The 24,688-nt window shown below is 37.2% G+C and carries 19 protein-coding genes, 1 tRNA gene and 2 rRNA genes (1 of these 22 only partly in view); 13 read left to right on the forward strand and 9 right to left on the reverse strand.

Annotated elements, in window-relative coordinates; translation table 11 throughout:
- The 3 genes from VXM77_RS00780 to VXM77_RS00790 all read left to right on the forward strand — a co-directional run.
- Window positions 1-1,949, forward strand: a 23S ribosomal RNA gene (locus tag VXM77_RS00780) (it extends 945 nt beyond the left edge of the window).
- Between the two features lie 173 nt (window positions 1,950-2,122).
- A 5S ribosomal RNA gene (gene rrf, locus VXM77_RS00785) occupies window positions 2,123-2,231 on the forward strand.
- A 10-nt stretch (window positions 2,232-2,241) separates the two neighbouring features.
- A tRNA-Gly gene (locus VXM77_RS00790) sits at window positions 2,242-2,315 on the forward strand.
- Between the two features lie 323 nt (window positions 2,316-2,638).
- Here the strand turns inward: VXM77_RS00790 and VXM77_RS00795 are convergent.
- From VXM77_RS00795 to VXM77_RS00805, 3 genes are all read right to left on the reverse strand, one after another.
- Window positions 2,639-4,555, reverse strand: coding sequence for a HAMP domain-containing sensor histidine kinase (locus VXM77_RS00795; RefSeq protein WP_338506638.1), 1,917 nt, complete (start codon window positions 4,553-4,555; stop codon window positions 2,639-2,641).
- Between the two features lie 354 nt (window positions 4,556-4,909).
- The gene (locus tag VXM77_RS00800) at window positions 4,910-5,608 is read right to left on the reverse strand and encodes a response regulator transcription factor (protein WP_161832208.1); all 699 of its coding nucleotides are present in this window, start codon (window positions 5,606-5,608) and stop codon (window positions 4,910-4,912) included.
- A 148-nt stretch (window positions 5,609-5,756) separates the two neighbouring features.
- Window positions 5,757-6,734 (reverse strand): tocopherol cyclase family protein, encoded by a 978-nt coding sequence (locus VXM77_RS00805; RefSeq protein WP_161832209.1) that lies wholly within the window; start codon window positions 6,732-6,734, stop codon window positions 5,757-5,759.
- Window positions 6,735-6,825: 91 nt separating this feature from the next.
- Between VXM77_RS00805 and VXM77_RS00810 the strand changes: the two genes are divergently transcribed.
- From VXM77_RS00810 to VXM77_RS00835, 6 genes are all read left to right on the forward strand, one after another.
- The gene (locus VXM77_RS00810; RefSeq protein ID WP_262951170.1) at window positions 6,826-7,341 is read left to right on the forward strand and encodes a GNAT family N-acetyltransferase; all 516 of its coding nucleotides are present in this window, start codon (window positions 6,826-6,828) and stop codon (window positions 7,339-7,341) included.
- A 146-nt stretch (window positions 7,342-7,487) separates the two neighbouring features.
- Window positions 7,488-8,867, forward strand: a complete 1,380-nt coding sequence (locus tag VXM77_RS00815) for a YjiH family protein (protein WP_338506642.1) — start codon at window positions 7,488-7,490, stop codon at window positions 8,865-8,867.
- Between the two features lie 229 nt (window positions 8,868-9,096).
- Window positions 9,097-9,525 (forward strand): MarR family transcriptional regulator, encoded by a 429-nt coding sequence (locus tag VXM77_RS00820; protein WP_338506643.1) that lies wholly within the window; start codon window positions 9,097-9,099, stop codon window positions 9,523-9,525.
- A 17-nt stretch (window positions 9,526-9,542) separates the two neighbouring features.
- A complete protein-coding gene (locus VXM77_RS00825) occupies window positions 9,543-11,267 on the forward strand; it encodes an ABC transporter ATP-binding protein (protein ID WP_161832213.1) in 1,725 nt (574 codons plus the stop codon).
- A gap of 3 nt (window positions 11,268-11,270) precedes the next feature.
- A complete protein-coding gene (locus tag VXM77_RS00830; protein ID WP_262951165.1) occupies window positions 11,271-13,100 on the forward strand; it encodes an ABC transporter ATP-binding protein in 1,830 nt (609 codons plus the stop codon).
- Between the two features lie 150 nt (window positions 13,101-13,250).
- Window positions 13,251-14,189 carry a membrane dipeptidase gene (locus tag VXM77_RS00835; RefSeq protein ID WP_161832215.1) on the forward strand — a complete coding sequence of 313 codons (939 nt, stop codon included), beginning with the start codon at window positions 13,251-13,253 and terminating at the stop codon, window positions 14,187-14,189.
- Here VXM77_RS00835 and VXM77_RS00840 read toward each other — a convergent pair.
- Together VXM77_RS00840 and VXM77_RS00845 are read right to left on the reverse strand one after the other, a co-directional pair.
- Window positions 14,186-14,788 (reverse strand): GNAT family protein, encoded by a 603-nt coding sequence (locus tag VXM77_RS00840; RefSeq protein WP_202618768.1) that lies wholly within the window; start codon window positions 14,786-14,788, stop codon window positions 14,186-14,188. The genes VXM77_RS00835 and VXM77_RS00840 overlap by 4 nt on opposite strands.
- Before the next feature lie 1,057 nt (window positions 14,789-15,845).
- The gene (locus VXM77_RS00845; RefSeq protein WP_202618769.1) at window positions 15,846-17,060 is read right to left on the reverse strand and encodes an FAD-dependent oxidoreductase; all 1,215 of its coding nucleotides are present in this window, start codon (window positions 17,058-17,060) and stop codon (window positions 15,846-15,848) included.
- Window positions 17,061-17,414: 354 nt separating this feature from the next.
- Between VXM77_RS00845 and VXM77_RS00850 the strand changes: the two genes are divergently transcribed.
- The 4 genes from VXM77_RS00850 (at window position 17,415) to VXM77_RS00865 (ending at window position 21,262) form a co-directional block, all read left to right on the forward strand.
- Window positions 17,415-18,944: an oligosaccharide flippase family protein gene (locus VXM77_RS00850; protein WP_338506649.1), complete on the forward strand. Its 1,530-nt coding sequence runs from the start codon at window positions 17,415-17,417 to the stop codon at window positions 18,942-18,944.
- A 67-nt stretch (window positions 18,945-19,011) separates the two neighbouring features.
- Window positions 19,012-19,668: an SAM-dependent methyltransferase gene (locus VXM77_RS00855; RefSeq protein ID WP_161832218.1), complete on the forward strand. Its 657-nt coding sequence runs from the start codon at window positions 19,012-19,014 to the stop codon at window positions 19,666-19,668.
- Between the two features lie 36 nt (window positions 19,669-19,704).
- On the forward strand, window positions 19,705-20,004 hold the full coding sequence (locus tag VXM77_RS00860) for an RNA-binding S4 domain-containing protein (protein ID WP_161832219.1): 300 nt from the start codon (window positions 19,705-19,707) through the stop codon (window positions 20,002-20,004).
- 163 nt (window positions 20,005-20,167) lie between these two features.
- A complete protein-coding gene (locus VXM77_RS00865) occupies window positions 20,168-21,262 on the forward strand; it encodes a VanZ family protein (RefSeq protein ID WP_161832220.1) in 1,095 nt (364 codons plus the stop codon).
- A 17-nt stretch (window positions 21,263-21,279) separates the two neighbouring features.
- Here VXM77_RS00865 and VXM77_RS00870 read toward each other — a convergent pair whose 3' ends face one another.
- Genes VXM77_RS00870 through VXM77_RS00885 form a run of 4 tightly spaced genes read right to left on the reverse strand, consistent with a single transcriptional unit; the run spans window position 21,280 to window position 24,601 of the window.
- Window positions 21,280-22,122, reverse strand: coding sequence for an ABC transporter substrate-binding protein (locus VXM77_RS00870; protein ID WP_161832221.1), 843 nt, complete (start codon window positions 22,120-22,122; stop codon window positions 21,280-21,282).
- Window positions 22,123-22,134: 12 nt separating this feature from the next.
- A complete protein-coding gene (locus tag VXM77_RS00875; RefSeq protein WP_161832222.1) occupies window positions 22,135-23,064 on the reverse strand; it encodes a prenyltransferase in 930 nt (309 codons plus the stop codon).
- A 12-nt stretch (window positions 23,065-23,076) separates the two neighbouring features.
- Window positions 23,077-23,907, reverse strand: a complete 831-nt coding sequence (locus tag VXM77_RS00880) for a carbohydrate ABC transporter permease (RefSeq protein ID WP_161832223.1) — start codon at window positions 23,905-23,907, stop codon at window positions 23,077-23,079.
- Window positions 23,897-24,601: a sugar ABC transporter permease gene (locus VXM77_RS00885; protein ID WP_202618770.1), complete on the reverse strand. Its 705-nt coding sequence runs from the start codon at window positions 24,599-24,601 to the stop codon at window positions 23,897-23,899. Before VXM77_RS00885 ends, VXM77_RS00880 begins: the two co-directional genes overlap by 11 nt.
- Window positions 24,602-24,688: the final 87 nt, after the last annotated feature.

Raw genomic sequence — 24,688 nt, forward strand, 5'->3', positions numbered from 1 at the left:
CCGAATGCCAGATAGATATGATCGGGAGTCAGACTGTGGGTGATAAGGTCCATGGTCAAAAGGGAAAGAGCCCAGACCGCCAGCTAAGGCCCCCAAGTGTCCGTTAAGTGGAAAAGGATGTGGAGATGCACAGACAACTAGGAGGTTGGCTTAGAAGCAGCCATCCTTTAAAGAGTGCGTAATAGCTCACTAGTCGAGTGACTCTGCGCCGAAAATGTACCGGGGCTAAACGGACCGCCGAAGCTGCGGATTGACACGAAGTGTCAGTGGTAGGAGAGCGTTCTAACAGCGGAGAAGCAGTACCGGAAGGAGCTGTGGAGCGGTTAGAAGTGAGAATGCCGGTGTGAGTAGCGAAAGATAGGTGAGAATCCTATCCATCGAAAGCCTAAGGTTTCCAGGGGAAGGCTCGTCCGCCCTGGGTAAGTCGGGACCTAAGGTGAGGCCGAAAGGCGTAGCCGATGGACAACAGGTAGAGATTCCTGTACCACTTAATAAACTGAAGGAGTGACGGAGAAGGCTAAGTTGAGCGTGTGAATGGATTCACGTGTAAGCAGTGAGGTGGTCATGTAGGCAAATCCGCATGGCGAAACATTGAGCTGTGATGCCGAAAGCCCGAAAGGGTGAAGTCAGCTGATGTCACGCTTCCAAGAAAAGCTTCTAGGGATAATTTATTAGGTGCCCGTACCGATAACCGACACAGGTAGGCGAGGAGAGAATCCTAAGATGAGCGAGAGAACTCTTGTTAAGGAACTCGGCAAAATGACCCCGTAACTTCGGGAGAAGGGGTGCTTGTGAAAGCAAGCCGCAGTGAAAAGGCCCAGGCGACTGTTTATCAAAAACACAGGTCTCTGCTAAACCGCAAGGTGATGTATAGGGGCTGACGCCTGCCCGGTGCTGGAAGGTTAAGAGGAGAGGTTAGCGCAAGCGAAGCTTTGAATTGAAGCCCCAGTAAACGGCGGCCGTAACTATAACGGTCCTAAGGTAGCGAAATTCCTTGTCGGGTAAGTTCCGACCCGCACGAAAGGCGTAACGATCTGGGCGCTGTCTCAACAAGAGACTCGGTGAAATCATAGTACCTGTGAAGATGCAGGTTACCCGCGACAGGACGGAAAGACCCCGTGGAGCTTTACTGTAGCTTGATATTGAGCACTGGTGACACATGTACAGGATAGGTAGGAGACGAAGAGACCAGGACGCCAGTCTTGGAGGAGTCGCTGTTGGGATACTACCCTTGTGTTACTGGGGTTCTAACCCGTGGCCATGAGCTGGTCAGGGGACAGTGTCAGGTGGGCAGTTTGACTGGGGCGGTCGCCTCCCAAAGAGTAACGGAGGCGCCCAAAGGTTCCCTCAGAATGGTTGGAAATCATTCGAAGAGTGTAAAGGCAGAAGGGAGCTTGACTGCGAGACCAACAAGTCGAGCAGGGACGAAAGTCGGGCTTAGTGATCCGGCGGTACCGAATGGAAGGGCCGTCGCTCAACGGATAAAAGCTACCCCGGGGATAACAGGCTGATCTCCCCCAAGAGTTCACATCGACGGGGAGGTTTGGCACCTCGATGTCGGCTCATCGCATCCTGGGGCTGTAGTCGGTCCCAAGGGTTGGGCTGTTCGCCCATTAAAGCGGTACGCGAGCTGGGTTCAGAACGTCGTGAGACAGTTCGGTCCCTATCCGTCGTGGGCGTAGGAAATTTGAGAGGAGCTGTCCTTAGTACGAGAGGACCGGGATGGACACACCGCTGGTGTACCAGTTGTTCTGCCAGGAGCATAGCTGGGTAGCTACGTGTGGAAGGGATAAACGCTGAAAGCATCTAAGCGTGAAGCCCCCCTCAAGATGAGATTTCCCATTCGAAAGAAGTAAGATCCCTTGAAGACGACGAGGTAGATAGGTCAGGAGTGGAAGTTTGGTGACAGATGAAGCGGACTGATACTAATCGATCGAGGACTTAACTAAATAGGAAAGGCAAAAACGAGCGATTATCACAGGCAGAAAGTGAAAAGAACTGAGGAATCACGAAGGTGATGAACAGTTATTGAACTTTACCACTGTGATGCGAGAGTTGCCGGACAAGAAGAAGTAAGCAGAAGATATCTAGTTTTGTGAGATTGATGAAATCTGACAGAAGGTCTAGTGATAAGGGCAAGGAGGGCACACCTGTTCCCATACCGAACACAGAAGTTAAGCTCCTTAGCGCCGAGGGTAGTACGCAAGTGCGAGAGTAGGACGTCGCTAGGCCGAAAAAAATGCGGGTGTAGTTTAATGGTAGAACTTCAGCCTTCCAAGCTGACTGTGAGAGTTCGATTCTCTTCACCCGCTCCAAATAGCCAATCAACATCCTTCGGGGTGTTTTTTTTATATATGATAGGTTCTCATCTCTATTTATTTGTTTCATTTTGATTTGTTACATAGTAGTTTCAACTTGCTTAATCGAATGGGGAATGAATAGGGTGAGGCAACACTTTTTTTAACGGATGTTTTAATCCTAAGAGAGCTTCGTTACCGCATCACCTATTAACCATAAAAAATAAAACTCGTAGAATCTACACATAAATACCGGTGTAGTTTCTACGAGTTTTATAGTACCAAAGAGACCATTGGGCTATCCATATAGCTAATGGTTTCTTTTTAATATCTGTCTCTGCTTAGGAGTATTTTTTGACTTTTATAATGACCTTGAATAAATCACCATCTTTTGATAGCTCGAATATTGCTCCGTGTAATTCTAGGATAGATTTCACGATAGAGAGCCCCAATCCTGATCCTTCGGTGTGACGAGAACTATCCCCACGTTTAAATCGCTCTGATAATTCAGACACATCAAACCCTAATTCGTAATTTGAGATGTTTTTTAAAGTAATAACAATGTCTGATTCTTCGTACTCCATTTCAATATAAACTCGAGTTGCTGGTTGGGCGTATTTAATAATATTATTAAATAAATTTTCAAATACCCGCGACATTTTTCTTCCATCACAATAGGCATACATGTGTTGTTCAACCATTTTAGTTTTAATGGCTAATCCTTGGTCATTAAAGCGGTCATCGTATTCTGCTAATGACTGATAGATTAAGGCGACTAAATCTACTCGTTCCTTATGTAATTCGACAGCTCCACTAGCCATTTTACTAGCTTCAAATAAATCATCGATAAGAACCTTTAATCGTTTAGATTTGTTATCGATAATGTTGAGGTATTCTTGACGCTCTAAATCGCTTATATTGCTCCTTTTTGCTAAATCTACGTAATTTAGAATACTTGTAAGAGGAGTTCTTAAATCATGGGAAACATTTGTGATTAATTCCGTTTTAAGCCGTTCGCTATCCGACTGCTTTTGGCTCGACAATGCGAACCCCTCTTGAATTGTATTAATATCTCTTGATATATCTGAAATAAGATCATGGCCTTTAACTATAATCTGAGGACTTTTTTTATTTTGTGCTAGTTTTGATAATGTGTCCACAATAAGCTGAAGACGTTGAGAACATCTTTTAATAGAAAATAATAATATGGGGATAAGTAAAAGACTAATAAGGGTCACTATAACGAAGCTTCCAAAAGCTACAGTAGATATTCCCCAAATAACACCCCAAAATCCAATAAGTGCTGTAAAAATAAATAGCTTAAAGAAGATATTTCGATAGAGAGGAAATTGGCTCCAGGCTTCCTTATTGCTCATGTAAAACCCATTGTTCCACTCTTCTTGGATAATCTGAGGTTTTTTTAATCTATTTATTATTCCTTGGACCTGAAGCGTAAAAATGTAAATCACAAAGATAAGGACTATAATTTGAAAGGCTATTTTAAAAATATAGAAAGCTGTAGGTGAAGCGTGAAAATTGATTCGAAAACCTTTAATGAACAATAAAGTAGCAAAGAAAATACTAGCCTTAAATTCAATAGGTAATTGGGAATATTTTTTCCCTATCCAAGTATATTGATCCGGAATTGTTAGAGGAGTATGTCTAACTTTTTTAAAATACGAGTAGATAGGAAATAGGATAAAAATGTTTAGTACAACTGCAACAAACCAAATAATTTTGATGATAGTATTTTGAATAAAGGAGCTTTGGATCGTGGAGTTTCCCATTGGATATTTTGGTAAATAGAGGGTTCCTGTTAATCCTTGATCGGAAGCAAATGAGTTAACCGAATTTTTGAAATTTTCATTGTTTTTCCCGTAATAAGGAATTTCGAGTACATTGAGATACTTTATGTCTTCGTCGGGAACATTAGTATACGTTTCTCCATTTCTATCAACGATCTTATAATAAAAGGCATTCCCTTGATTATGAGAGTTGTAATTATAATAATCATAAATTTTATCCTTATTTTCCTGGTACTTATGATAGCGAATGATTTCTGTAATTTGTTCATCGGTTAAAGATGAGATAGGGTGATATTCGCCTGTAGTATCATCATATAAATACCGAGAGTATAGGTTATTATCAAATTTTGCATCTAAAATTTCCTCTTTGGTAACGGGAATTTCCTCTATAGGTTTTTTGAGTTGAGGGATTTCGATTTGACTTGTATAAAAATCTTTTAAAAAGTCCTCCACTTGCGATGCATATTGAAAAGATTCAAAATAATTTAAAGGGAAGATATTTCGATATTGTAACTGGATCGTTATATAGTTAAAACATAGAATAAATGTTCCGATTAAAATTAAAAATTTGATCCAATTTTTTTGACTATCTAATAACTGGTTTACTTGATTAGGTGAATCATTACTTTTCATTATATCAACTCCATTCTTTTATTATAAAGATAACATAACGTTCTTAATATCTAGTTACTAATTTTCTTAAAAAATTCTTAATATGAGGTGGAAAAAAACCATAGCCTTTAATGCTATGGTCACCGTGAATTACTTTTTAAGATGAATGTATTTCTTAATTATTATGAGGTAAATCTATGCCTCAATTTTGTAGCCAACTCCCCAGACTACTTTAAGATATCTTGGATCGCGTGGATTAATTTCGATTTTCTCCCGAATTTTTCTAATGTGTACGGCAACTGTATTCTCTGCATTATATCCAGGTTCGTCCCAGACATTTTCATAAATATCATTGATTGAAAATACACGTCCTTTATTTTTCAGTAAAAGGGCGAGAATTTTAAATTCTGTCGGTGTTAGCCGGACTTCTTTCCCATCTACATTGACTTGTTTAGTAACTATATTCATACTAAGTCCCCCTACCTCTAATAAATCTTTATTTGGCGTACTTTGTGGAGAATTAAATTGTAGGTATCTACGTAACTGGCTTTTAACACGTGCAACGAGTTCCATAGGGTTAAATGGTTTTGTAATATAATCGTCCGCTCCAATTGAGAGGCCCATAATTTTATCGGTATCTTCAGATTTTGCGGTGAGCATAATGATAGGTACATTAGAGAACTCTCTGATTAGGCTGGTGGCTACGATTCCATCAATTCCAGGCATCATGACATCCATTAAAACAAGATGGATTTCTTCTTGTTTGACTAAATCAATTGCCTCCTGTCCATTACTAGCCATGACTGTTTCGATATCCTCTCCTCTTAAATAGATACGAATAGCTTCTCGAATTTCACGTTCATCATCAACTATAAGTATACGTGGCTTTAACATAGTTGTCCTACCTCCATGAGTATATTTTCCATTATTATATCGCTATTTATGAGAAGGAGTAAATAAAACAGGGTATAATTATGATTATTTTGGGAATTCTAATAAAAGATTGTAAAAAAAGAAAATCCACAGTAAAATGTGGATATATTTAAGATATTTTTGCGGTAGTATAAAATCTGCTAAGGTCCCCTCTATATTTAATACCGCATGCTTTTCCTATTCCATGATAGATAAGGGTATTATTTTTTTTATTTAGTAAGGTTAGTTCCACCTCAGCATTTAAAATTGCTTCATATAGAAACGAGGTATTTTGATGATTTAACTCTTGGCAATCAATAAAATCCTCTGATTTACTTTTTGTTTTTAGGATTAACTGTACATTATCTTTTGTTACACACAATAAGATATCACGATCAAAGAAGGATATATTCAATTTGCTATGGTTTGCTGTGGTGAATGAATAAAATTTTTGATCAACGGTAACTCCTATTTCAAACCCTAAAAACTCCTTAATAATAGGGAGAGGGATAATTTCTAATGAGCAGGTGAGTGTCGCCCGTCCATCCTCAAAGTAATTACTTTGAATTCCAATACGCGGAGTCGGATGGCTCTTTCTCCAATTTTTTTCAATATAATACTTTCCGTTACTAAAATCAATAATTTGATTTCCAATTTTAAGGTGCCCTTCTTCAATATTTCCGTCAATGGCACAGACATGACTATGCGATTCTAGGAAGGGAATATAATTTAATAATCTCATCATGTTTGGACTACGTTTCGTATGAGGCCATTTTTTAGGAGGACCCAGATACAATAGTCCATGAAATTTCTCAAAATCAACATAAATTTTGTGAAAGCTAAATTCGTTTAACCCAATGTTTACTTTGAGGTGTCGATTATTAGAATAGAAATCGTCAACACTATATTTGCAGTAATGATAGGAATGGTTAACTAAATCAATGACTTGAATAAAACTATGATGTTTTTTTGCATCTTCAGTACGAGATATACCTGGGATAAAAGCTAACGAATAACGACCAGTAGCATCAACGATTTTAAAATACCAACCCTCAAAAAAATTAGTATATTGATCGTGGCCATGGTATAAATCAGGATTTATTTTCATTTTGGGCCTCCATATAATAACTTTCTTGTAAAAGTGTATGAGTCATGTTATTATATGCAATATTATTATATTTTATACAGAGGGTGATTGCTTGATTTCAAAGTTTGATGAAGTTTATGAGATAATGAAAGAATCTTTTCCGGTAGATGAGTTCAGGGAATATAAAGAGCAGAAAAAGCTTTTATCACGTCCTAATTACTTTTTAAAAACAACCCTACATCATGATGAAGTAACTGCTTTTTGTGCTTATTATGAATTTGATGATTTTATATATATTGAACATTTAGCTTGTACGGAAAAAGTGAGGGGACAGGGAATCGGAACTCAATTGATTAGAGATGTTATGTTAGAGGCAAAACAACGACCGATTATTTTAGAGGTAGAACCTCCAATAGATACCCTAACGAAAAGAAGAGTAGAATTTTACAAGAGATTAGGATTCATCTTAAATGATATTCCTCACTATCAACCGCCACTTAATTTAACTACGGGAACTGTAGAGTTAAGAATTATGTCATCCTGTCAATTAAGTGATGAACGTCTAAGGAAATTTAGACAAATTTTAAATACGGAAGTTTACGGTGTAGAAGAAAATTTTAAATTATAGGTTTCATGATATCCAAAAGGTCCTTGTTCGTTTATCAAGGACTTTTTTCTATATAAAGAGCGATTATTGTCGTTAAAAAGGTTGATAAGTTTTATTCTAACAAGTATACTTATAAAATCAGAGAAAAAGTAAGGGCGGTAATAGAAATGAGTAAAGATAAAAATATAAAAAACGAAGGCTCGTGTAGCTCATATAACCAGTTAGAAAAATTGAAATTTATGATACCCTCTTTCATTGGAGTTATCTTATTTATGTGTCCTATTTCTACAGCGGAAGGAATCACGATTCCTATTGCCATTTTATCAAATGGACTGAAACATCATTTAGAGAGTATTCTACCGACTATATTATTAGTTTTAGTGCTTATCACAGCTGCTGGGACAGCAGTTACTAAACTATTGAAACCGGGATTCATCGTGAAAAATAGATTTCTAAATAGTTTATTTGACGTAACCCCTATTTGGTCGATTCTTAGATTTTTAGCAGCTATATTTACGGTTATGGTATACACTAATCAAGGGATTCCATTTTTAATCTCTTCGAATACGGGGGGATTGGTGTTTAGTGATCTACTACCCATTCTCTTTTCAGTCTTCTTATTTGCGGGACTTTTTTTACCTTTATTATTAAATTTCGGATTATTGGAGTTTGTAGGTTCGTTATTATCTAAGGTGATGCGCCCCATCTTTAATTTACCGGGAAGGTCAGCAGTCGATTGTATTGCCTCATGGCTAGGTGACGGAACCATTGGAGTGTTGTTGACAAGTAAGCAATATGAGGACGGTTTTTATACTAAACGCGAGGCTGCGGTGATTGGTACGACCTTTTCACTTGTTTCGGTGACATTCAGTCTAGTTGTTATTAATACAGTTAATCTTGGGCATATGTTTATTCCATTTTATATAACTGTCACCATTGCAAGTTTGTTAGCCGCTATTATACTACCCAAAATGCCACCCTTATCTAAAAAAGAGGACGTATTTTTTGATGGAACAAAGAAGGAATCGGATGAAAAGATTCCAACTGGATTTAATTATGTTTCATATGGGTTTATGCAGGCGATAGAAAAAGCTAAATCACAAGCCTTTATAAAGGTCATTTTTATAGATGGATTTAAGAATGTGTTAGATATGTGGCTAGCTGTTATTCCAATCGTAATGGCCGTAGGAACAATTGCCTTAGTTATTGCCGAATATACTCCAGTATTTAAAATTTTAGGATTACCATTTTTACCTATTTTAATGTTATTGCAAGTTCCTGAGCCAATTGCGGCATCGCAAACTTTAGTCGCTGGATTTGCGGATATGTTACTCCCATCCGTCCTTGCCTCAACTATTAAAAGCGATATGACACGTTTTATTATTGCATCAGTTTCGGTTTCTCAATTGATTTATTTGTCAGAGGTAGGTGCACTATTGCTCTCTTCAAAAATTCCAGTGAATTTGAAGGAATTGTTTATTATCTTTATTCAACGGACATTAATCACATTACCGATTATCGCAGTAATTGCCCATTTTATTTTTTAAATGAAAAAGACAGAGAGTGTTTAATCATTTTCTGTCTTTTTTGTTTTTCAAGATTAAAATTCTAAATGATTCTCCACACTAAGGGCAGAAGATTAAATTGCCTAGTTAGAATCAGTGTTTTTTGCTATAAAAATAATTATAAAATAAAAAAATGATTAGTTAGCTAATAGTTAGTTGACTAACTATGAAGAGTAAGGTAAGATTTATTTAGCTAATAAGAGGTGATAATGTGGATAATCAAGAGATTAATGATGTAGCTAAGATATTTGGTCATTTAATAAGAAGTCATTTATCGATCGTTAAACGGGTTTTAGAGGAGGAAGGCTTATGTCCATCACAACCAGGGATTATTCATGTGTTATCGCAGTGTCATCAGGCGACTCAGGTTGAGTTAGCAAATAAGCTAAATGTGACCCCGGCGACGATTAGCGCCATGCTAAAAAGAATGGAGCGAGATGGGCTGATTGAGCGTCAACGTAGTTTAACGGATCAACGAGTAACGTATGTTTGTTTAACTGAGAGTGGGATTGAACAGGCCAAAGTTGTGAATGAAATTTTCCGTGAACTTAATTTTCGTGCATTTGGAAATTTTTCTAAAGATGAAATCGACCAAGCTAAATTCATTTTTAGAAAGTTATTAGGAAATCTACAAGATTAAAGGAGGAGGAGTTAGAGATGTTGAAATTATTTAGGGGATTAAAACCGTATGCAGCCCTAATAGCATGTGTTTTAGTTCTTGTCTTTGTCTCAACGATGACAGATTTAGAATTACCCGATTTAATGTCGGAAATTGTTAATACAGGAATTGTTCAAGGGGATATCCCTTATATTTTAGGCCGCGGTGGAATTATGTTACTTGTTGCCCTATTAGGAACGGGGTGTACCATTTTAACAAGTTATTTAACAGCTAAAATTGGTATGGGATTTAGCCGAGATTTACGTCAAAAGGTGTTTACTAAAGTTGAATCATTTTCACTAGCCGAGGTTAACGAATTTGGAACAGCATCTTTAATTACACGAACAACAAATGATATTAATCAGGTTCAACTTGTTGTAATTATGATGATGCGAATGATGTTAAGTGCCCCATTGATGATTGTTGGGGCGCTTATTCGGGCAGTTAATAAGGATATTGAGTTGTCAAAGGTTATTTTCGTTGTCATCCCTATTATTATCCTTACGATTATTATTATTGCTCGATTTACAATGCCAATGTTTAAAAAGATGCAAAAGCGAATTGATAGATTGAATTTAGTCGTTCGTGAAAATCTAACAGGAATCCGTGTTATTCGAGTATTTAATAAAGTCTCTCAGGAACAGGAGCGTTTTAACGAGGCGAGTTTAGAAGTCTCTCGAATTGCTACAATAGCCAATCGTTTAATGGGGGCATTAATGCCATTAATGATGCTTATTTTAAACCTTTCAATCATTGCTGTTATTTGGTTTGGTGGAATTCGTATCGATAGTGGAGATTTAATGGTTGGAGATTTAATGGCCTTTATCCAATATTTAACCCAAATTATGTTTTCATTATTGATGTTAACAATGATGTTTGTATTAATTCCACGTGCACAAGCATCAGCTGTTCGTATTAATGAGGTGCTTGAGATGGACCCATCTATTGTTAGTCCTACTCACGCTAAGCAACCACAATTAAAAGGATATGTTGAGTTTAAAAATGTCTCTTTTGGATATGAAGGGGCAGAAGAATATGCTATTTCGAATATTTCCTTTTCAGCTTGTCCCGGAGAAATAACAGCAATTATTGGGGGGACAGGTTCTGGAAAATCTTCAATTTTAAACATGATCCCTCGTTTTTATGACGCTGCCGAGGGAGAGGTATTAGTCGATGGGATAGACGTTCGTCAGATGAATGATGAAGAACTTCGTTCTAAAATTGGATATGTTCCTCAAAAGGCTATGCTGTTTACAGGGACTATTCGAGATAATATTTTATACGGGAAAGAAGATGCAACAGATGAAGAAATCTGTCATGCTTTGGATATTGCCCAAGCAACAGATTTTGTTTCAAAGATGAAAGAAGGAATAGAATCTCAAATATCTCAAGGTGGAACAAATGTTTCAGGTGGACAAAAACAACGACTATCAATAGCAAGGGCAGTTGTTCGTAAACCAGAGATTTATTTATTCGATGATAGTTTTTCAGCATTGGATTTTAAAACAGATGCTAAATTACGTGAAGCTTTACGAGAGGAAACGAAAAACTCTACAGTGATTATCGTTGCCCAACGCGTCAGCACGGTTATGGATGCAACACGCATTTTAGTTATGGATGAGGGACGCATCGTAGGGATGGGAACTCACGAAGAGTTATTAAAAACAAACGAAATTTATCAACAGATTGTTGAATCACAACTTAAAAAAGGGGAGGAGGAATAATTTATGGCAGGACCTATGGGAGGCCCAAAACCGGGTGGAGCAAAAGCAAAAGATTTTAAAGGGTCATTACTTCGTTTAGGAAAATATTTAAAACCATATCGTGTAGGTTTGGTCATCGTTTTTGTAGCGGCAATTATGAGTGTTGTTTTTTCAATTGTTTCTCCAAAAATCATGGCAAAGATTACGGATGAATTAATGCGCCCCATTTTAGAAATGGTTGGTGGCAATGTTTCGCCATTACCAATTGATTTTTCTTATATTTTTAAAATAATTTTAATCTTAATTGGATTATATGTGCTAAGCGCAGCCTTTAACTATTTACAACAATTTATAATGGCTGGTATTTCCCAAAAAGTGGTTTATGATTTGCGACGGGATATTGATGAAAAACTGGCCCGTTTACCCTTAAAGTTTTTTGATTCGCATACGAATGGTGAGTTATTAAGTCGATTTACGAATGACGTCGATAATATTAGTGGGACTTTACAACAGTCTATTACACAAGTTATCACATCGGTGACAACGGTCATTGGTGTATTATTTATGATGTTAACTATTAGTCCGTTGTTAACTGTTGTTTCAATTATTGTTATTCCTTTATCAGGTGTTTTAATGATGCTAGTGATTAAACGTTCACAAAAGTATTTCATTGGTCAACAGAAGGAACTTGGAGATTTAAATGGACATATTGAAGAAATGTATACAGGGCATAATGTTGTAAAGGCATTTGGTCATGAACATCAGGCAATCCATGAATTTGAGGAAATTAATGACCGCTTATACAACGTCGGATGGAGAGCTCAATTTTTATCAGGGTTAGTGATGCCGATTATTAGCTTTATTGGAAATTTAGGATATGTTTTAGTGGCTGTTATCGGAGGTGTCCTTGTTACAAAAGGAAGAATTACCGTCGGAGATATTCAGGCCTTTATCCAGTACAATCGTCAATTTACCCAACCTATTGCTCAAATTGCACAGATTTCAAATATTATTCAATCAACTGTCGCATCTGCAGAACGTGTTTTTGAATTGTTAGATGAATCAGAAGTTATTCCTGATCCAACAACGCCTCAGTGTCCAAAAGAGGACTTAGGGGCAGTAGAGTTTGAACATGTTAAGTTTGGTTATCGAGAAGATCGTATTTTAATCAATGATATGAATATTAAGGCAGAGCCGGGGCAAATGGTGGCAATTGTTGGACCAACTGGGGCAGGAAAAACGACCCTAGTTAACTTACTCTTACGTTTTTATGAATTGAACGGTGGACGAATTTTAGTTGATGGGGTAGATATTACGAACATGACCCGAGCAGCCTTACGTAAAAAGTTCGGAATGGTACTGCAAGATACTTGGCTTTTCAATGGAACAATCCGAGATAATATTGCGTATGGTCGAGAGAACGCTACAGAGGAGGAAATTGTAGCGGCTGCAAAGGCGGCCCATGCGGATCACTTTATTCGTGTTTTACCAGATGGTTATGATACTATTTTAAACGAAGAGGTATCGAACATTTCTCAGGGACAAAAACAGTTATTAACAATTGCTCGTGCCCTACTTGCTGATCCAGAAATTATGATTCTAGATGAGGCAACAAGTAGTGTCGATACACGAACAGAGCTGCAAATTCAAACTGCTATGAAGACCCTTATGAAGGGGCGTACAAGTTTTGTGATTGCCCATCGTTTGTCGACAATCCGTGAGGCGGATGTTATCCTAGTGATGAAAGATGGAGATGTCATTGAGACTGGAAATCATGAGTCTTTAATGAAGCAAAATGGTTTTTACGCGGATTTATATAATAGTCAATTTAATCAAGAAGAGGAAGAGGCTTAGTGAAGAAAGGTCTATGAAATTTAGTTTCATAGACCTTTTGGTTATTTTGTCGGAAAAAGTGTGATAATAGTTGCTTTTTTTTTAGTCTAGATAATATATAATTAATAGTGATTAGAAGGTTCAATTGCGTTTATAAGGAGGGGTTGACCTTTGATTTTCGATACGCACACTGACATTTTGTACAATATTGTGAAACACCGTCTCAAGGGAGAGCGTGGTGTTGTTGAGAATTATCATATCCCTGAATTGTTAGAGGGAAATGTTACCGGAGGAATTTGGACGTATTATACGGATATCAACAACGAGTTACTTACTGATTTTGACCAGGCTATTCAATACATTATAGATGAATTACAAGGTTCAGAAAATGTTCAAGTCGTGACAACTAAGAGTGATTGGGCAGACCATAAGGTTAATGTTATTTTAGGGTTAGAAGGATTAGCGAGCATTAGGGATATTAATCATATCGTTGAACTTTATAATAAGGGTTTTCGCCATGCCATGTTAACATGGAATGAACAAAATCAATTCGCGACGGGTGTTGGAAGTGAAGAAGAAGCGGGATTAACACGTCTTGGATGTGAGTTAGTAAAAAAAATGAATGAGTTAGGGATGGTGATTGATGTATCCCATGCTAATGTTCAAACGTTTGAAGATATTTTATCTGTGACGACAGCACCAGTCATTGCGTCCCATTCAAATTGTTATTCGCTAGAGCCACACCCACGAAATTTAACAGATGAACAAATTAAAGAAATTGCCATTGTTGACGGGGTTATTGGGGTAACAGCAGTGTCGAAGTTTACAAATCCTTTAAAGCCGGATGTTGCATCACTGGTGAATCATATTGATTATTTAAGGGATCTAGTAGGAACACGTCATATTTCGCTTGGGTTTGATTTTATGAATTATCTGAATGCAGGAGAGGCAAACTTAATTGACTGTCAAAGTGCCGCATCTGCTAGCTTAGTCATTGATGAGTTGATCAATCGCGGATATAGTAGTATGGATATTAACGGAATCACCCATGTGAATGCTAAGCGAGTTATTAATTATATATTAAGGGATGATGAAAAAACACTTGATTAATCAAGTGTTTTTTTTCGAATTTTTTTGATAAGGAGGGTTAGAAGGGCAATCCCTCCGGATAGTAGGGTACATTTTATTAGATACTGCTTGATATGAGTTAAAGCAGAATTTTCAAGCTTAATTTGATAAATATCCATTTCATCTTCTTCGCCAATGAATTGAAATCCCATTTTATCTAGTAATCCTTGAGAAGGGAGGTTTTCATAGTGACATTTGGCGATAATTGTTTTAATTTCTTGTTGGGTTAATGCCCAATTTAGAAGTGCGTCTATGGCTTCTGTGGCATATCCTAATTTACGTTTGGACTCAATAATTTCATAGCCGATTTCAACTTGTCCTGAATCGTCTGGATTTCCTTTATAGCCTCCATCTCCAATTACTTCATTGGACGATTTTTCGATAAATATCCAAGAGGTAAAGCCTAATTTAGGCGGCATAAATGCGTAAAGCTCTTCAAGCATCCACGTTAATAGAGTTGTATTATCAGGTGTTAACCAAATTTTTGTAGAATATTCAAGGGGCTCATCATTTAAAATGTCCTTAATCCTTTGCGCCGTTAATGGGTAGAGAATTAAATGTTTGGTTTCGAGTTTAATCATTGAATCTATCCTTTCAATAAAATAGAGGTAAAGTAGCGGATTGTCTAGACGCTATCAGTTTGTTTATATGATAGCACAAAAAAGAGGATTAATTCTAATTAATCCCCTTTTTGATGGTTAATAAAGTAATAAGTATTTCCATTGTAAGATGCAACGGGGCTATTTTTTAAGTGGGGATCATTATGTGAGCCTATTGTCTTAAATTTAGGAACGATAAAGATCCTGAAAATTAATCCGTATAAAAAATATTCTAATTTAACGGTGGAACTTTTTTCCTTCAAGGACATGGGGGTACCTCCTTTTTTGTTATGGTTATTTATTTCGTAATAGGATTAAAACCTATAGAGGAATCGTAGATAGACGCACGTTTGAATAAGAAGGTGCACGATTTCTCTATCCTTTAGGACATAAAGATGCCGATTACAAAGAGGACAATGAGCCCAATTAGGATGGCGATCATGCTTCTTCGGGCGCGGTTATAGGCAATGTTTTTTTTATATGCTTGTTTAGCCATTTCCGGCTTCCTCCTTTTTAGATGACTAGTTATTAAAAGGTATGCGGTTTTGAAAAAAATATGAAAAAAGGGACACCAAAGATTTTTTTAGGTTTAATACCGTGTAGTAGGGAGGATGTGACCTATATATCGATCATTTAATGGTGATCAATGTTAGATGTTTACATTTTCTACCTCATCGGGGTATTGATTTCTTTGGGGTATTTCGCTTCTTTTCTACTTTTTTGATTAATAAAAGGAGGGGCTAATATGCCTTGGCCAAATGGAATTTTGAATTCTAAGTGATAGGTGTTGATAGGAGATATTGGAGGTTAATATTTATAAATGGGGTCCTCAAGTGCTTTAATTTATCGTTCCTGGGCGTGGATTAAACAAATGTCTCCTATTGTCCCAATCGATAGTCTTAACATCCGTCGTGAAGATGAAACAGGGGACGTTATGTCTACAAAAAGAAGAGGAATTAAACCACCTAAGGGATGGTCTAATTCCTCTTGCTTATATGTTTAGAATTTATTCGTTCACACCCTTTGAAAGGGTTTGGGTTTAGTAACGGTTAAATTTGAAGATATCTAATTCGCGAGGATTTTTTCCTGCTACATCTTGTGAAATGAGTTTGGCTCCAATAAGTGCATTGAGGATTCCATTTGATCCGTAACCTAGATTAAAGTAGGCCCCTGGATAGTCAGGATGTTTACCGATGAATGGGAGGCCATCTTTTGTATCGATAAATAACCCATGGAACCAGCATGCTGTTTTTATTTCATTAATTTGTGGGAACATTTTTCTTACACGGCGTAATAATTGGTGGTAGTGTTGAAGGGCTAGAGGATCACGATCTCCCATATTGGCGATGTCACCATCTAAGCGATCAATTGCTAAATCTTCTCCCCCAATAACAATTTCGTTAGTAAGCGTTGGACGAACATAGGTATAAGGTTTTTGATCGTTACGGATGATACAACTGTCTTTCCCCCCAATAAAATTATCCACAGGTTTTGTTAGAATCGAGAACGTACGATAAAGTTGACAGAATGGTTTTTCATGATTGAAAAATTCTAGTGCATTGACTCCTGTACAAATAATAACTTTATCTGCCGTAATAGTAAATTCATTTTCTGTCGTGAGGATGCTTTGATGGGATGATAGATTATAATCCACAATGGTTGTATTTTCAAATACTTCTAATCCTTTGTCGACGTTAAATTTGATGAGATCGTGGGTAAATTGAACGGGGTTCATGATAGCGGCCCCATAGTGGGAATAAATACCTGATTCAAAATTGAAACTAAACTCATCTTTATTGTTTTCCTGTGTGAATAATTCACAGTGAATTCCAATCGCTTGTCGCGCCGTACACTCTTGTTCCATGGCATCCGTTTGTCGCGGATCCTCGGTGTAGAAAAAGGCAGGTTTAAATGAGAAATCACATGAGCTGTTAATTTCTTTAACGATTTGGCTTATTTCCATGACAGCCTGATATCCAAATAAGAAGGCATGTTGGGCATTTTGCTCTCCAACTTGTGACATGAGATTTTTTAATCCCTGATTAATTTCATATTTTAAAATGGCCGTTGAGGCGGAAGTTGCATGAGTGGCGATGTTACTTTTATCAACTAAAACACACCTCATGCCTTGTTTCATAAAGTAATGGGCCGTGAGTGCACCTGTGATTCCACCACCGACAATCACGATCTCTGTTTTAATATCCTTTGATAAAGTAGGATAGGTCTTCTTTTTTTCCATATTTTTTGTCCACATTGGACAATCTCCAATCGTTCTCACGTGATATCACCTCTATAAAAAGCTAAATATAAATTGTATTAAACGTTTTTGTGCAACTTTATTATTATATCTTTTTTACCTCTTTTTATCAAAAGGAAAAAATGACCGTTTAATAAAAAGAGTTTGATGTTTTAATGAATTTAGAATTGTTCATTTATTGATGAAGAATTTGGTGAATCTGTAGCATGGAATAAAAAAATAAAGGGAATATTTTTCAAAAAATGAGTGATCATTTTTTCAAGGAGTCCATTTTGATGATATAATAAGAAGTTGATAAGGAAAGCTAGGGAGGGCTTAAATGATATGAAATCGGGCTGGATGAAGGGGACGATGATTTTAACAATCACAGCTTTTTTTGTAAAGTTGTTAAGTTTGTTATATAAAGTTCCGTATCAAAATATTTCAGGTGATGAAGGGCTTTATGTCTTTCAACAGATTTATCCTTTAATCGGGGTTTATACGACGCTTAATGGTGTTGTATTACCAACGATTATTTCAGAGTTATTATTGACTCATCAATACAGTGAGGATATTAAAAGATATATCAAAAATTCATTGTGGATTTTTGGGCTTGTCTCGTTTGTAGGATTATTTTTGGGGAGCCATTTGATAGCCTATACGATGGGGGATATGCAGTTAACGTGGATTGTGCGTGTCGTTGCATTGGCATTCTTGTTAATTCCAACGATTTCTTATTGGCGTGGAGTGGCACAAACGAGGGCGAATACACTTCAAGTTGTTGCCTATTCGACGACGATTGAACAATTAATTCGGGTTGCAGCGATTATTTTCGCTTTGATTATGATCCAAGGACAGAATATTTATCGCTTAGCTTATTTCGCTTATTTAGGCGGGTTATTTGGTCCGCTTCTTGCCATTGTGTATTTATTTGTGAAGCATTTGGATGATCAACCTCAAATCTTTTTAAAAATGAAACGGCGTCCACGATTTTTAAAGAAGTCGATTTACTTATTTTTAAGTGCTGGAATATTGATTATTTTTCAATTAATCGATAGCTTCTTCGTTTTTAATTCTTTAGTTAACAGTGGGATTCCGTCGTTAGAGGCGATGGGCCTTAAGGGAAGTTTCGATCGTGGACTCCCTATTGTACAGACAGCAACCGTATTTACAGGCGCCATTGTTTCTTCGACTGTTCCTCAATTGGCAGGATTAAGGGACGAAAAAGAGCGGAAAAAGGTATTTAATACATCCTTGTTTATGGTTATTGCACTATCTGTTCCGGCCTGTGTAGGCTTATTTAACGTGGTGGATGAACTCAATATTGCGCTATTTAAGGATAATAGCGGGATTGAAGCCTTAAGATTGTTAACTTTACAGGTTTTCTTTTATCCGTTTATTTTCCTATGTATGGCGATTATGCAACAAGAGGAGCAATATACGAAGTTGTTAATTTCGGTACTCGGAGGTGTGCTAGTAAAAGTAGCATTAACAGCGCCGTTAACGACTAGTTTAGGAATATCAGGGACAGCTATTGCATCGGTGGCATCGCTTGGAGTGATGGCGCTCATTAACCTATACCAGTTTAGAAAGATGATGTATAAGACTTCGTTCGTTAATTTTTTAAAGGTTAGCTTTTCTACAGCGGGATTGTGGCTCGTTTTAACGTATATTGAACCACAAATTCCTAAACTTTTATCCGGGTTAGACGATGTACGAATTTATAATATGATTTCACTTGTGATTCAGGTTTTAGCGGGAGTATTAGTTTACGCCGTTCTAATGGGGGTTTTCTTGATGACCTCTCAGGCAGCATCACGACGTTCTCGCAAACGGAAGCAAAAAGCGAAAAAAAAGAAGGCTCGTTCACAGGTGAAGCCGGTTCAAACGGAAATTGAATAAAGGTCTGAATTATGACCAATATTAGTAGAAGATGAAGTGTTAAGTTAAACAGAAGGAGAGGTAGTCAATGATTTATATTGTAGGATTAGGAGCTGGGGATGATTCTCAGCTAACACGAGGAGTCGTGGCAAAGTTAACATCTGGGTTACCTTTATTTTTAAGAACAGCGGAACACCCGATGATTAATTTTTTAGAGGAAAATCAAATTGCTTATCGTGCCTTCGATGATGTTTATATGAAGCATGAAACATTTGAGGCTGTTTATGAAGAAATTATTGAGACGATTAAGGAAGAAGCTAAAAAGGGAGATTTGATTTATGCGACTCCAGGTCATCCATGTGTTGCGGAATATGCAGTCAAGCGATTAGTGGATGAGGCAGATGCTGTTGTATTAGGAGGGCAGAGTTTCTTAGATCCGATGTTTGCGGCACTTGCCATTGACCCGATTGAGGGATTACAAGTGATGGATGCCTTAGATTTTGATTATGAAGCGATTGCTCCTAAGCAACACCTGATTATTCCACAGGTATTTGACCAGTTAACAGCCTCTAACTTAAAATTAGATTTGATGGAAGTTTATGATGACGAATATGAAGTTTGTATTGTGAAGGCAGCGGGAAGTTCTTTACAGGAACTGAAATGGGTGAAGCTTTACGAATTAGATCACAACTTTAAATTAGATAATTTAACAACGATTTATGTTCCCCCTAAAAAGGAAAATTAGTCGTTAATGGTGAATGAAGAGAAGGAGATGTAAACGATGCGTTTAGATAAATATTTAAAAGTTTCACGTTTAGTGAAACGTCGAACGTTGGCGAAGGAAGTAGCGGATAAAGGTCGTATTGAAATTAACGGAAAAATCGCCAAATCAAGTTCGACTGTTAAATTAGGTGATGAATTAACGCTGTATTATGGAAATAAAATTTTAAAAGTACGCGTGACAGATATCAAAGATTCAACGAAAAAACAAGATGCCGCTTATATGTATGAAATTATCTCCGAAGAACGAATTGAACGTCCATCTTTAGATGAAATTACCGGAATCGAAATTTTCGAATAGAAGTTTCTTATACATAAAAAGACCTCTAACTTTGACTAAAAAGTAGAGGCCTTTTTTATTATCCTATATATTTTTAACATAATATTAGGAGGTTATATGTGAAAATATATTATAATTTGGAGGTGTTAAAAAATATAAATTCTCAGGATTGGGGAGAGGTTTTATGAATTATGTGATATTGTTTCTGTTTGCGTGTCTCCTTTTTGGAACACGTATCAGGTATTTAAGAAAGTCTCGGTCTATCCATTGGGTGAGGGAAATCGTCGTTTTTATAGCCATGCTTTTTTTACTTATCTATATTTTTCTTACTTTATTGAAGGCGAGCACCTTTACATTTGATTTATCGTATGCCTTAACTAAAGCTAATTTTATTCCCTTTAAAGGAATAAGTGCGGTTCTTTTGGATCCAAGGGATTTAACCCTGGGGATCGGAATAACCCTTAAGAATGGGTGGTATAACGTGGTGGGGAATTTGCTTGTCACAGTTCCGCTTGGCTTTTTCAGTTGCCTCTTGTTTAAGTCATCTCGCAAATGGTGGCGATTATTTAGTTATGGAGTCTTGTTATCGACAATCATAGAATCATTACAACTACTCACAAGTGTGAATTTTTTTGACGTTGATGATATTTTATTGAACGCTTTAGGTTTCGTGATTGGGGGGATGGCCTATGCGGTTGTTGTATTCATGTTCAAGAGGTTTAAAAAGTGGGATGACCTGACACGCTTAGAGATCGAGGAAAATGGAAGACTGATGCCTACCTTTTTAAAATCAACCGTGGCCTTAGCGGCGGTCTTTTTAGCGTGTGCCCTCGGTGTTTTTCTGAAGGAGACAATCTCCTATCAAACGTTTGAAGAAACTTATGCACAGGCGAATGTCTCAAAAGAATTTGACGGATTTTATGCGACTCTTTCTAAGGAGAAGGGGGAATTAAGTTTTCGTATTTACCATGAAACAAGTTTTAATCGTTTTTATCAGGTGGCTGGACTGACCGTTCCTATTCAAGAAGGAGAGAACTACTTGGAGGTTATGAGCTTTAGCGATCGATATCAGTTGCCGCTTCAGTATGGAGTTGTTGCCTTTGGGTATAATGAGAGAGCGAAGCAGTTGGAAATAGATTATGAGTTCCCTTTAAGGGTTGAATTACCACACGGTTTATTTATAGAGTTTCACCCATTCCGTGGTCAAGATTATCCTTTCCAAGCGGGGTATTTAGAGTGGGAAGAAGGTCCACGATATGATGCATTATTTATTGATTAAAAGAAAAGCCTGCGTCTTTAACAAGACGCAGGCTTTTTAAATGGATTTACGATACACTGATGAGGATCGTAAAATTGGTCGATTTCTTTGTTTTTATACATCCAATTTTGACAAAGGTTAAAGTCTTCCACAGCGTAAGGGTGATAGGGTTCAAAGGTGAAAGTGGCGAATCGAGAGGCTAGTTTTTCAGGATATCCACAGTCTTTCGCCCACTGAATGCGTTGATTAGGTGAGGCCTGGTTAAATAGGTTTGTTGTGTCTTCTAATGCCTGATAGAAGTTATGCACAGCCCCTTGATTTTGTTCATAAAAGGTTCGATCAAAGGCCCACATGACCCAGTTGTGTGAGCTATTGGCTAAGCTCCATAAAATTTTTCCACCTGTTTCTAAGACATCTGTGACAAAGGGATCAATAGCCACAAGGGCTTCAATTTCTCCTTTATCCAGTGCAGCAAGTCGTTCATAGGAATTATTAATCCATGTAATACTCGCATGAGGAATCATTTCTTTTAAGTCTGTTTCTAAAAAAAGTCGGAGAAGCCCCGCCCGATTAGCCCCAATTTTTAGATGAGAAAGATCTTGAATCGGGTGACGCCCAGCGACTAAGTGGATGGTACGTGTTAAATCTGAGGTGATAACGGCATCTTTTCCACGTTTAAGCATATAAAAGAAGAAAGTTGTATCACCGACCATCGCATCCGATGTTCCACAGAAGAAAGGATTATTTCCATCAAATAAAAAATCTTCTGTTGTGGATAAGTTGACTGATACGTGATGTTTTTGAAACAGTCCCAATTTTTGAGCAAGTAAGACTTGAAGCGTCAGGGGATTTTTTTTGATTAATGTTAAATGAATAGTCATCATGAGTCCTCCTTAAGATTGGATGAGGTAAATAAAGAATTCTGTGGATAATATAAGATTAAAGCTATAAATCAATAATAAAGGTCTTGGACCAAATTCGCGTCCCATCTCTTTGTAAGGGGCTTGGATTTGATAATAATCTTTATACCAACGAATATATCCAAAGTAATAAAAAATCACAACTCCACTGATAAACATGAGTAGAGTAATTCCCCCAATGAGATAAAGTGTCGTCCAGGCGATCAACATAAGAAGGGCTTCTGGAATAATCAGCTTAATTGAATTTCTAAATCCAATAACATGAGGTAAGGTTACACGGTGCCCTCGATCCTTTTCAATGTCTGAGGTATTATTGGTGGACATTAAAAACACCGTCATGATCATGGGGATAACAGAATAAAGAACAATAGGAAGGTTGAGATGATCTGTTTGTAAGTAAGCCGAAATCAACGTACTAATTGCCCCAACAAAAAGCCCTGAAACGAGTTCCCCAATGGGATAGATAATATAAGGTTTCGGACCAAGAGAGTAACCAATTGCCGCAAATGCACTTAAAATCCCAATCATTAAAATCGTTAGGTTTTTGGTCACGAAGACGAGGGTTATTCCTGAAAGTCCACTGATGCCAAGGAAAAAGAAGAGAACGATTAAAGTATCCACAACCGTTGCATCTCCTCGCACAAGTCCCTCACTTCCGAGATGATGAGTGAATGTCTCTTCGTTTTCCTCGCTTTTTAGATAAGCGCGAATTTCGTTTGCAACGTTTGCCACGATATTTAAGCAAAAACCAGTGACGAACATTAACAAAAGCGGGATGATTTTTAAGTGTCCGGCTAAATAGGCGCCAAATAATCCCCCACTTAGGACAGGTAGTCCCGTAGCAAATCCAGTCCTAATCTCCATGACTGTATAAGCACGTTGTAAAAAATTTTTTCTTTTCATAATACACTTCCTTTATTTAATACTTCCCGCTGTCAATCCAGTATAAATTTGTTTTTGTAAAATGAGGAAGAAGACCAACATCGGAATTAAACTTAAAATTATTGCCGCATTAATCACATTCCACTCAATGCGATGAGGGCCCATAAAGTTAAATAAGGCCGTCGAGATGGTATTTAAATGTTCACCTGGCATATAAAGGTGTGGAATGTAAAAATCATTATAAATCGAAATAACCTTTAGCATGATAATGCTTGCTGTCGCTGGTTTTAAAAGAGGAAAGATGACTTTCCTATAAATTTGAAAATAGGATGCCCCCTCTAACATCGCTGCTTTATCAATTTCTCGTGGAATTTTTTCAAGAACTTGTAAGTAAAGATAAACCATCAAGACATCAGCCCCAAGATAGAGTAAAATCGGGGCTAATCGTGTGTTATATAGCCCGAGGGACGCAATAATTTTGAAGGTTGAAACTTGAGAGACTTCCATAGGGATAATGGAGACAAAGAGATACATAAATAGAATTAACTTTTTTCCTTTAAAGTTAAATCGGTTAATAACATACGCCACCATCGAACCGATAAAGATACTCCCACTAACACCTGCAAGAATCAGAATAAAAGTATTGAAAAATCCTGTCAACATTTTTCCCTTGGTTAAAGCGATATAATAATTTTCAAAATTTAAAAAGCTGACGGGTGGGGTTACCCCAGACGTGGACATAAACTCACTGTAAGTTTTGAACGATCCAAAAAAGACGGTGAGTAGTGGAAAGAAGACAATGAATGTCCACAAGATTAAACTAAAATATTTCAAGATTGATTGTAGTAGACGTTTAAAAATCATAATCATCATTCCTAAATAACTTTTTTTGAAGTGAGGTTAGTAAAATAAGGGCGAGCATCATGACAACAGCCATGCTTGCAGCAAGTCCTAGTTGTTTTTGTTCAAATGCTGTTTTTAGTGTTTGAAGTAAGAAGGTGGTGGTTCCATTTGAACCATTCGTGATAATCATCGGAATTTCAAATGCTGTAACGGCCCCGACTGTTAATAGAATAAAGTTAATCTTTAGGATTGTATGGATATTGGGTAAGATAATGTACCGAATTTTTTGAAAGGTTGTTGCCCCCTCAATTTCGGCTACTTGATAGTATTCCTTGGGGATGGTTTGAATGGCTGCATAAAACATTAAGAAGCGGAGTCCTGTATGACGCCAAAGAGAGATTCCGGCTAATGTATAGTTGACGTAACGAGGGTCTCCGAGCCAAAAATGGATGAGCTTCTCTAGACCAAGGGTGATTAAAAGGGTATCAAAGGGGCCACCTGGTGTATAAAAGAGCCGGAACATCATAGAAATGGCGACGCCACTAATGAGAGTAGGAAAAACAATACTCGCCTTAAAAAATGATTTGAATTTGACTTTAAAGGATAAAAGGATGGCGAGATATAAAGCAATTAAAATTTGCAGGAGTCCAGAGACAAAATAGTAAAGGTTATTTATAAAAACCTGAAAGTATTGAGGACTTGTTAGTACTTTCACGTAATTATTCCACCCTACCCACGGTTTTTGCGAGCTAATTCCGTTCCATGAGGTGAAACTGTAGGAGATAATTTCAAGTAAAGGTAA

Origin of the sequence: Turicibacter sp. KK003 (genome assembly GCF_037014675.1) — a bacterium.
GTDB classification, from domain to species: Bacteria; Bacillota_I; Bacilli_A; order MOL361; family Turicibacteraceae; genus Turicibacter; species Turicibacter faecis.

Bases quoted from the DNA above. Each gene is read 5' to 3' on its own strand.
- VXM77_RS00830 (WP_262951165.1), top strand. From the start codon at position 11,271: ATGGCAGGACCTATGGGAGGCCCAAAACCGGGTGGAGCAAAAGCAAAA.
- VXM77_RS00800 (WP_161832208.1), bottom strand. From the start codon at position 5,608: ATGTTAAAGCCACGTATACTTATAGTTGATGATGAACGTGAAATTCGA.
- VXM77_RS00805 (WP_161832209.1), bottom strand. From the start codon at position 6,734: ATGAAAATAAATCCTGATTTATACCATGGCCACGATCAATATACTAAT.
- VXM77_RS00880 (WP_161832223.1), bottom strand. From the start codon at position 23,907: ATGATTTTTAAACGTCTACTACAATCAATCTTGAAATATTTTAGTTTA.
- VXM77_RS00840 (WP_202618768.1), bottom strand. From the start codon at position 14,788: ATGATTAAACTCGAAACCAAACATTTAATTCTCTACCCATTAACGGCG.
- VXM77_RS00860 (WP_161832219.1), top strand. From the start codon at position 19,705: ATGCGTTTAGATAAATATTTAAAAGTTTCACGTTTAGTGAAACGTCGA.
- VXM77_RS00865 (WP_161832220.1), top strand. From the start codon at position 20,168: ATGAATTATGTGATATTGTTTCTGTTTGCGTGTCTCCTTTTTGGAACA.
- VXM77_RS00855 (WP_161832218.1), top strand. From the start codon at position 19,012: ATGATTTATATTGTAGGATTAGGAGCTGGGGATGATTCTCAGCTAACA.
- VXM77_RS00825 (WP_161832213.1), top strand. From the start codon at position 9,543: ATGTTGAAATTATTTAGGGGATTAAAACCGTATGCAGCCCTAATAGCA.
- VXM77_RS00850 (WP_338506649.1), top strand. From the start codon at position 17,415: ATGATTTTAACAATCACAGCTTTTTTTGTAAAGTTGTTAAGTTTGTTA.
- VXM77_RS00875 (WP_161832222.1), bottom strand. From the start codon at position 23,064: ATGAAAAGAAAAAATTTTTTACAACGTGCTTATACAGTCATGGAGATT.
- VXM77_RS00845 (WP_202618769.1), bottom strand. From the start codon at position 17,060: ATGTGGACAAAAAATATGGAAAAAAAGAAGACCTATCCTACTTTATCA.
- VXM77_RS00870 (WP_161832221.1), bottom strand. From the start codon at position 22,122: ATGACTATTCATTTAACATTAATCAAAAAAAATCCCCTGACGCTTCAA.
- VXM77_RS00815 (WP_338506642.1), top strand. From the start codon at position 7,488: ATGAGTAAAGATAAAAATATAAAAAACGAAGGCTCGTGTAGCTCATAT.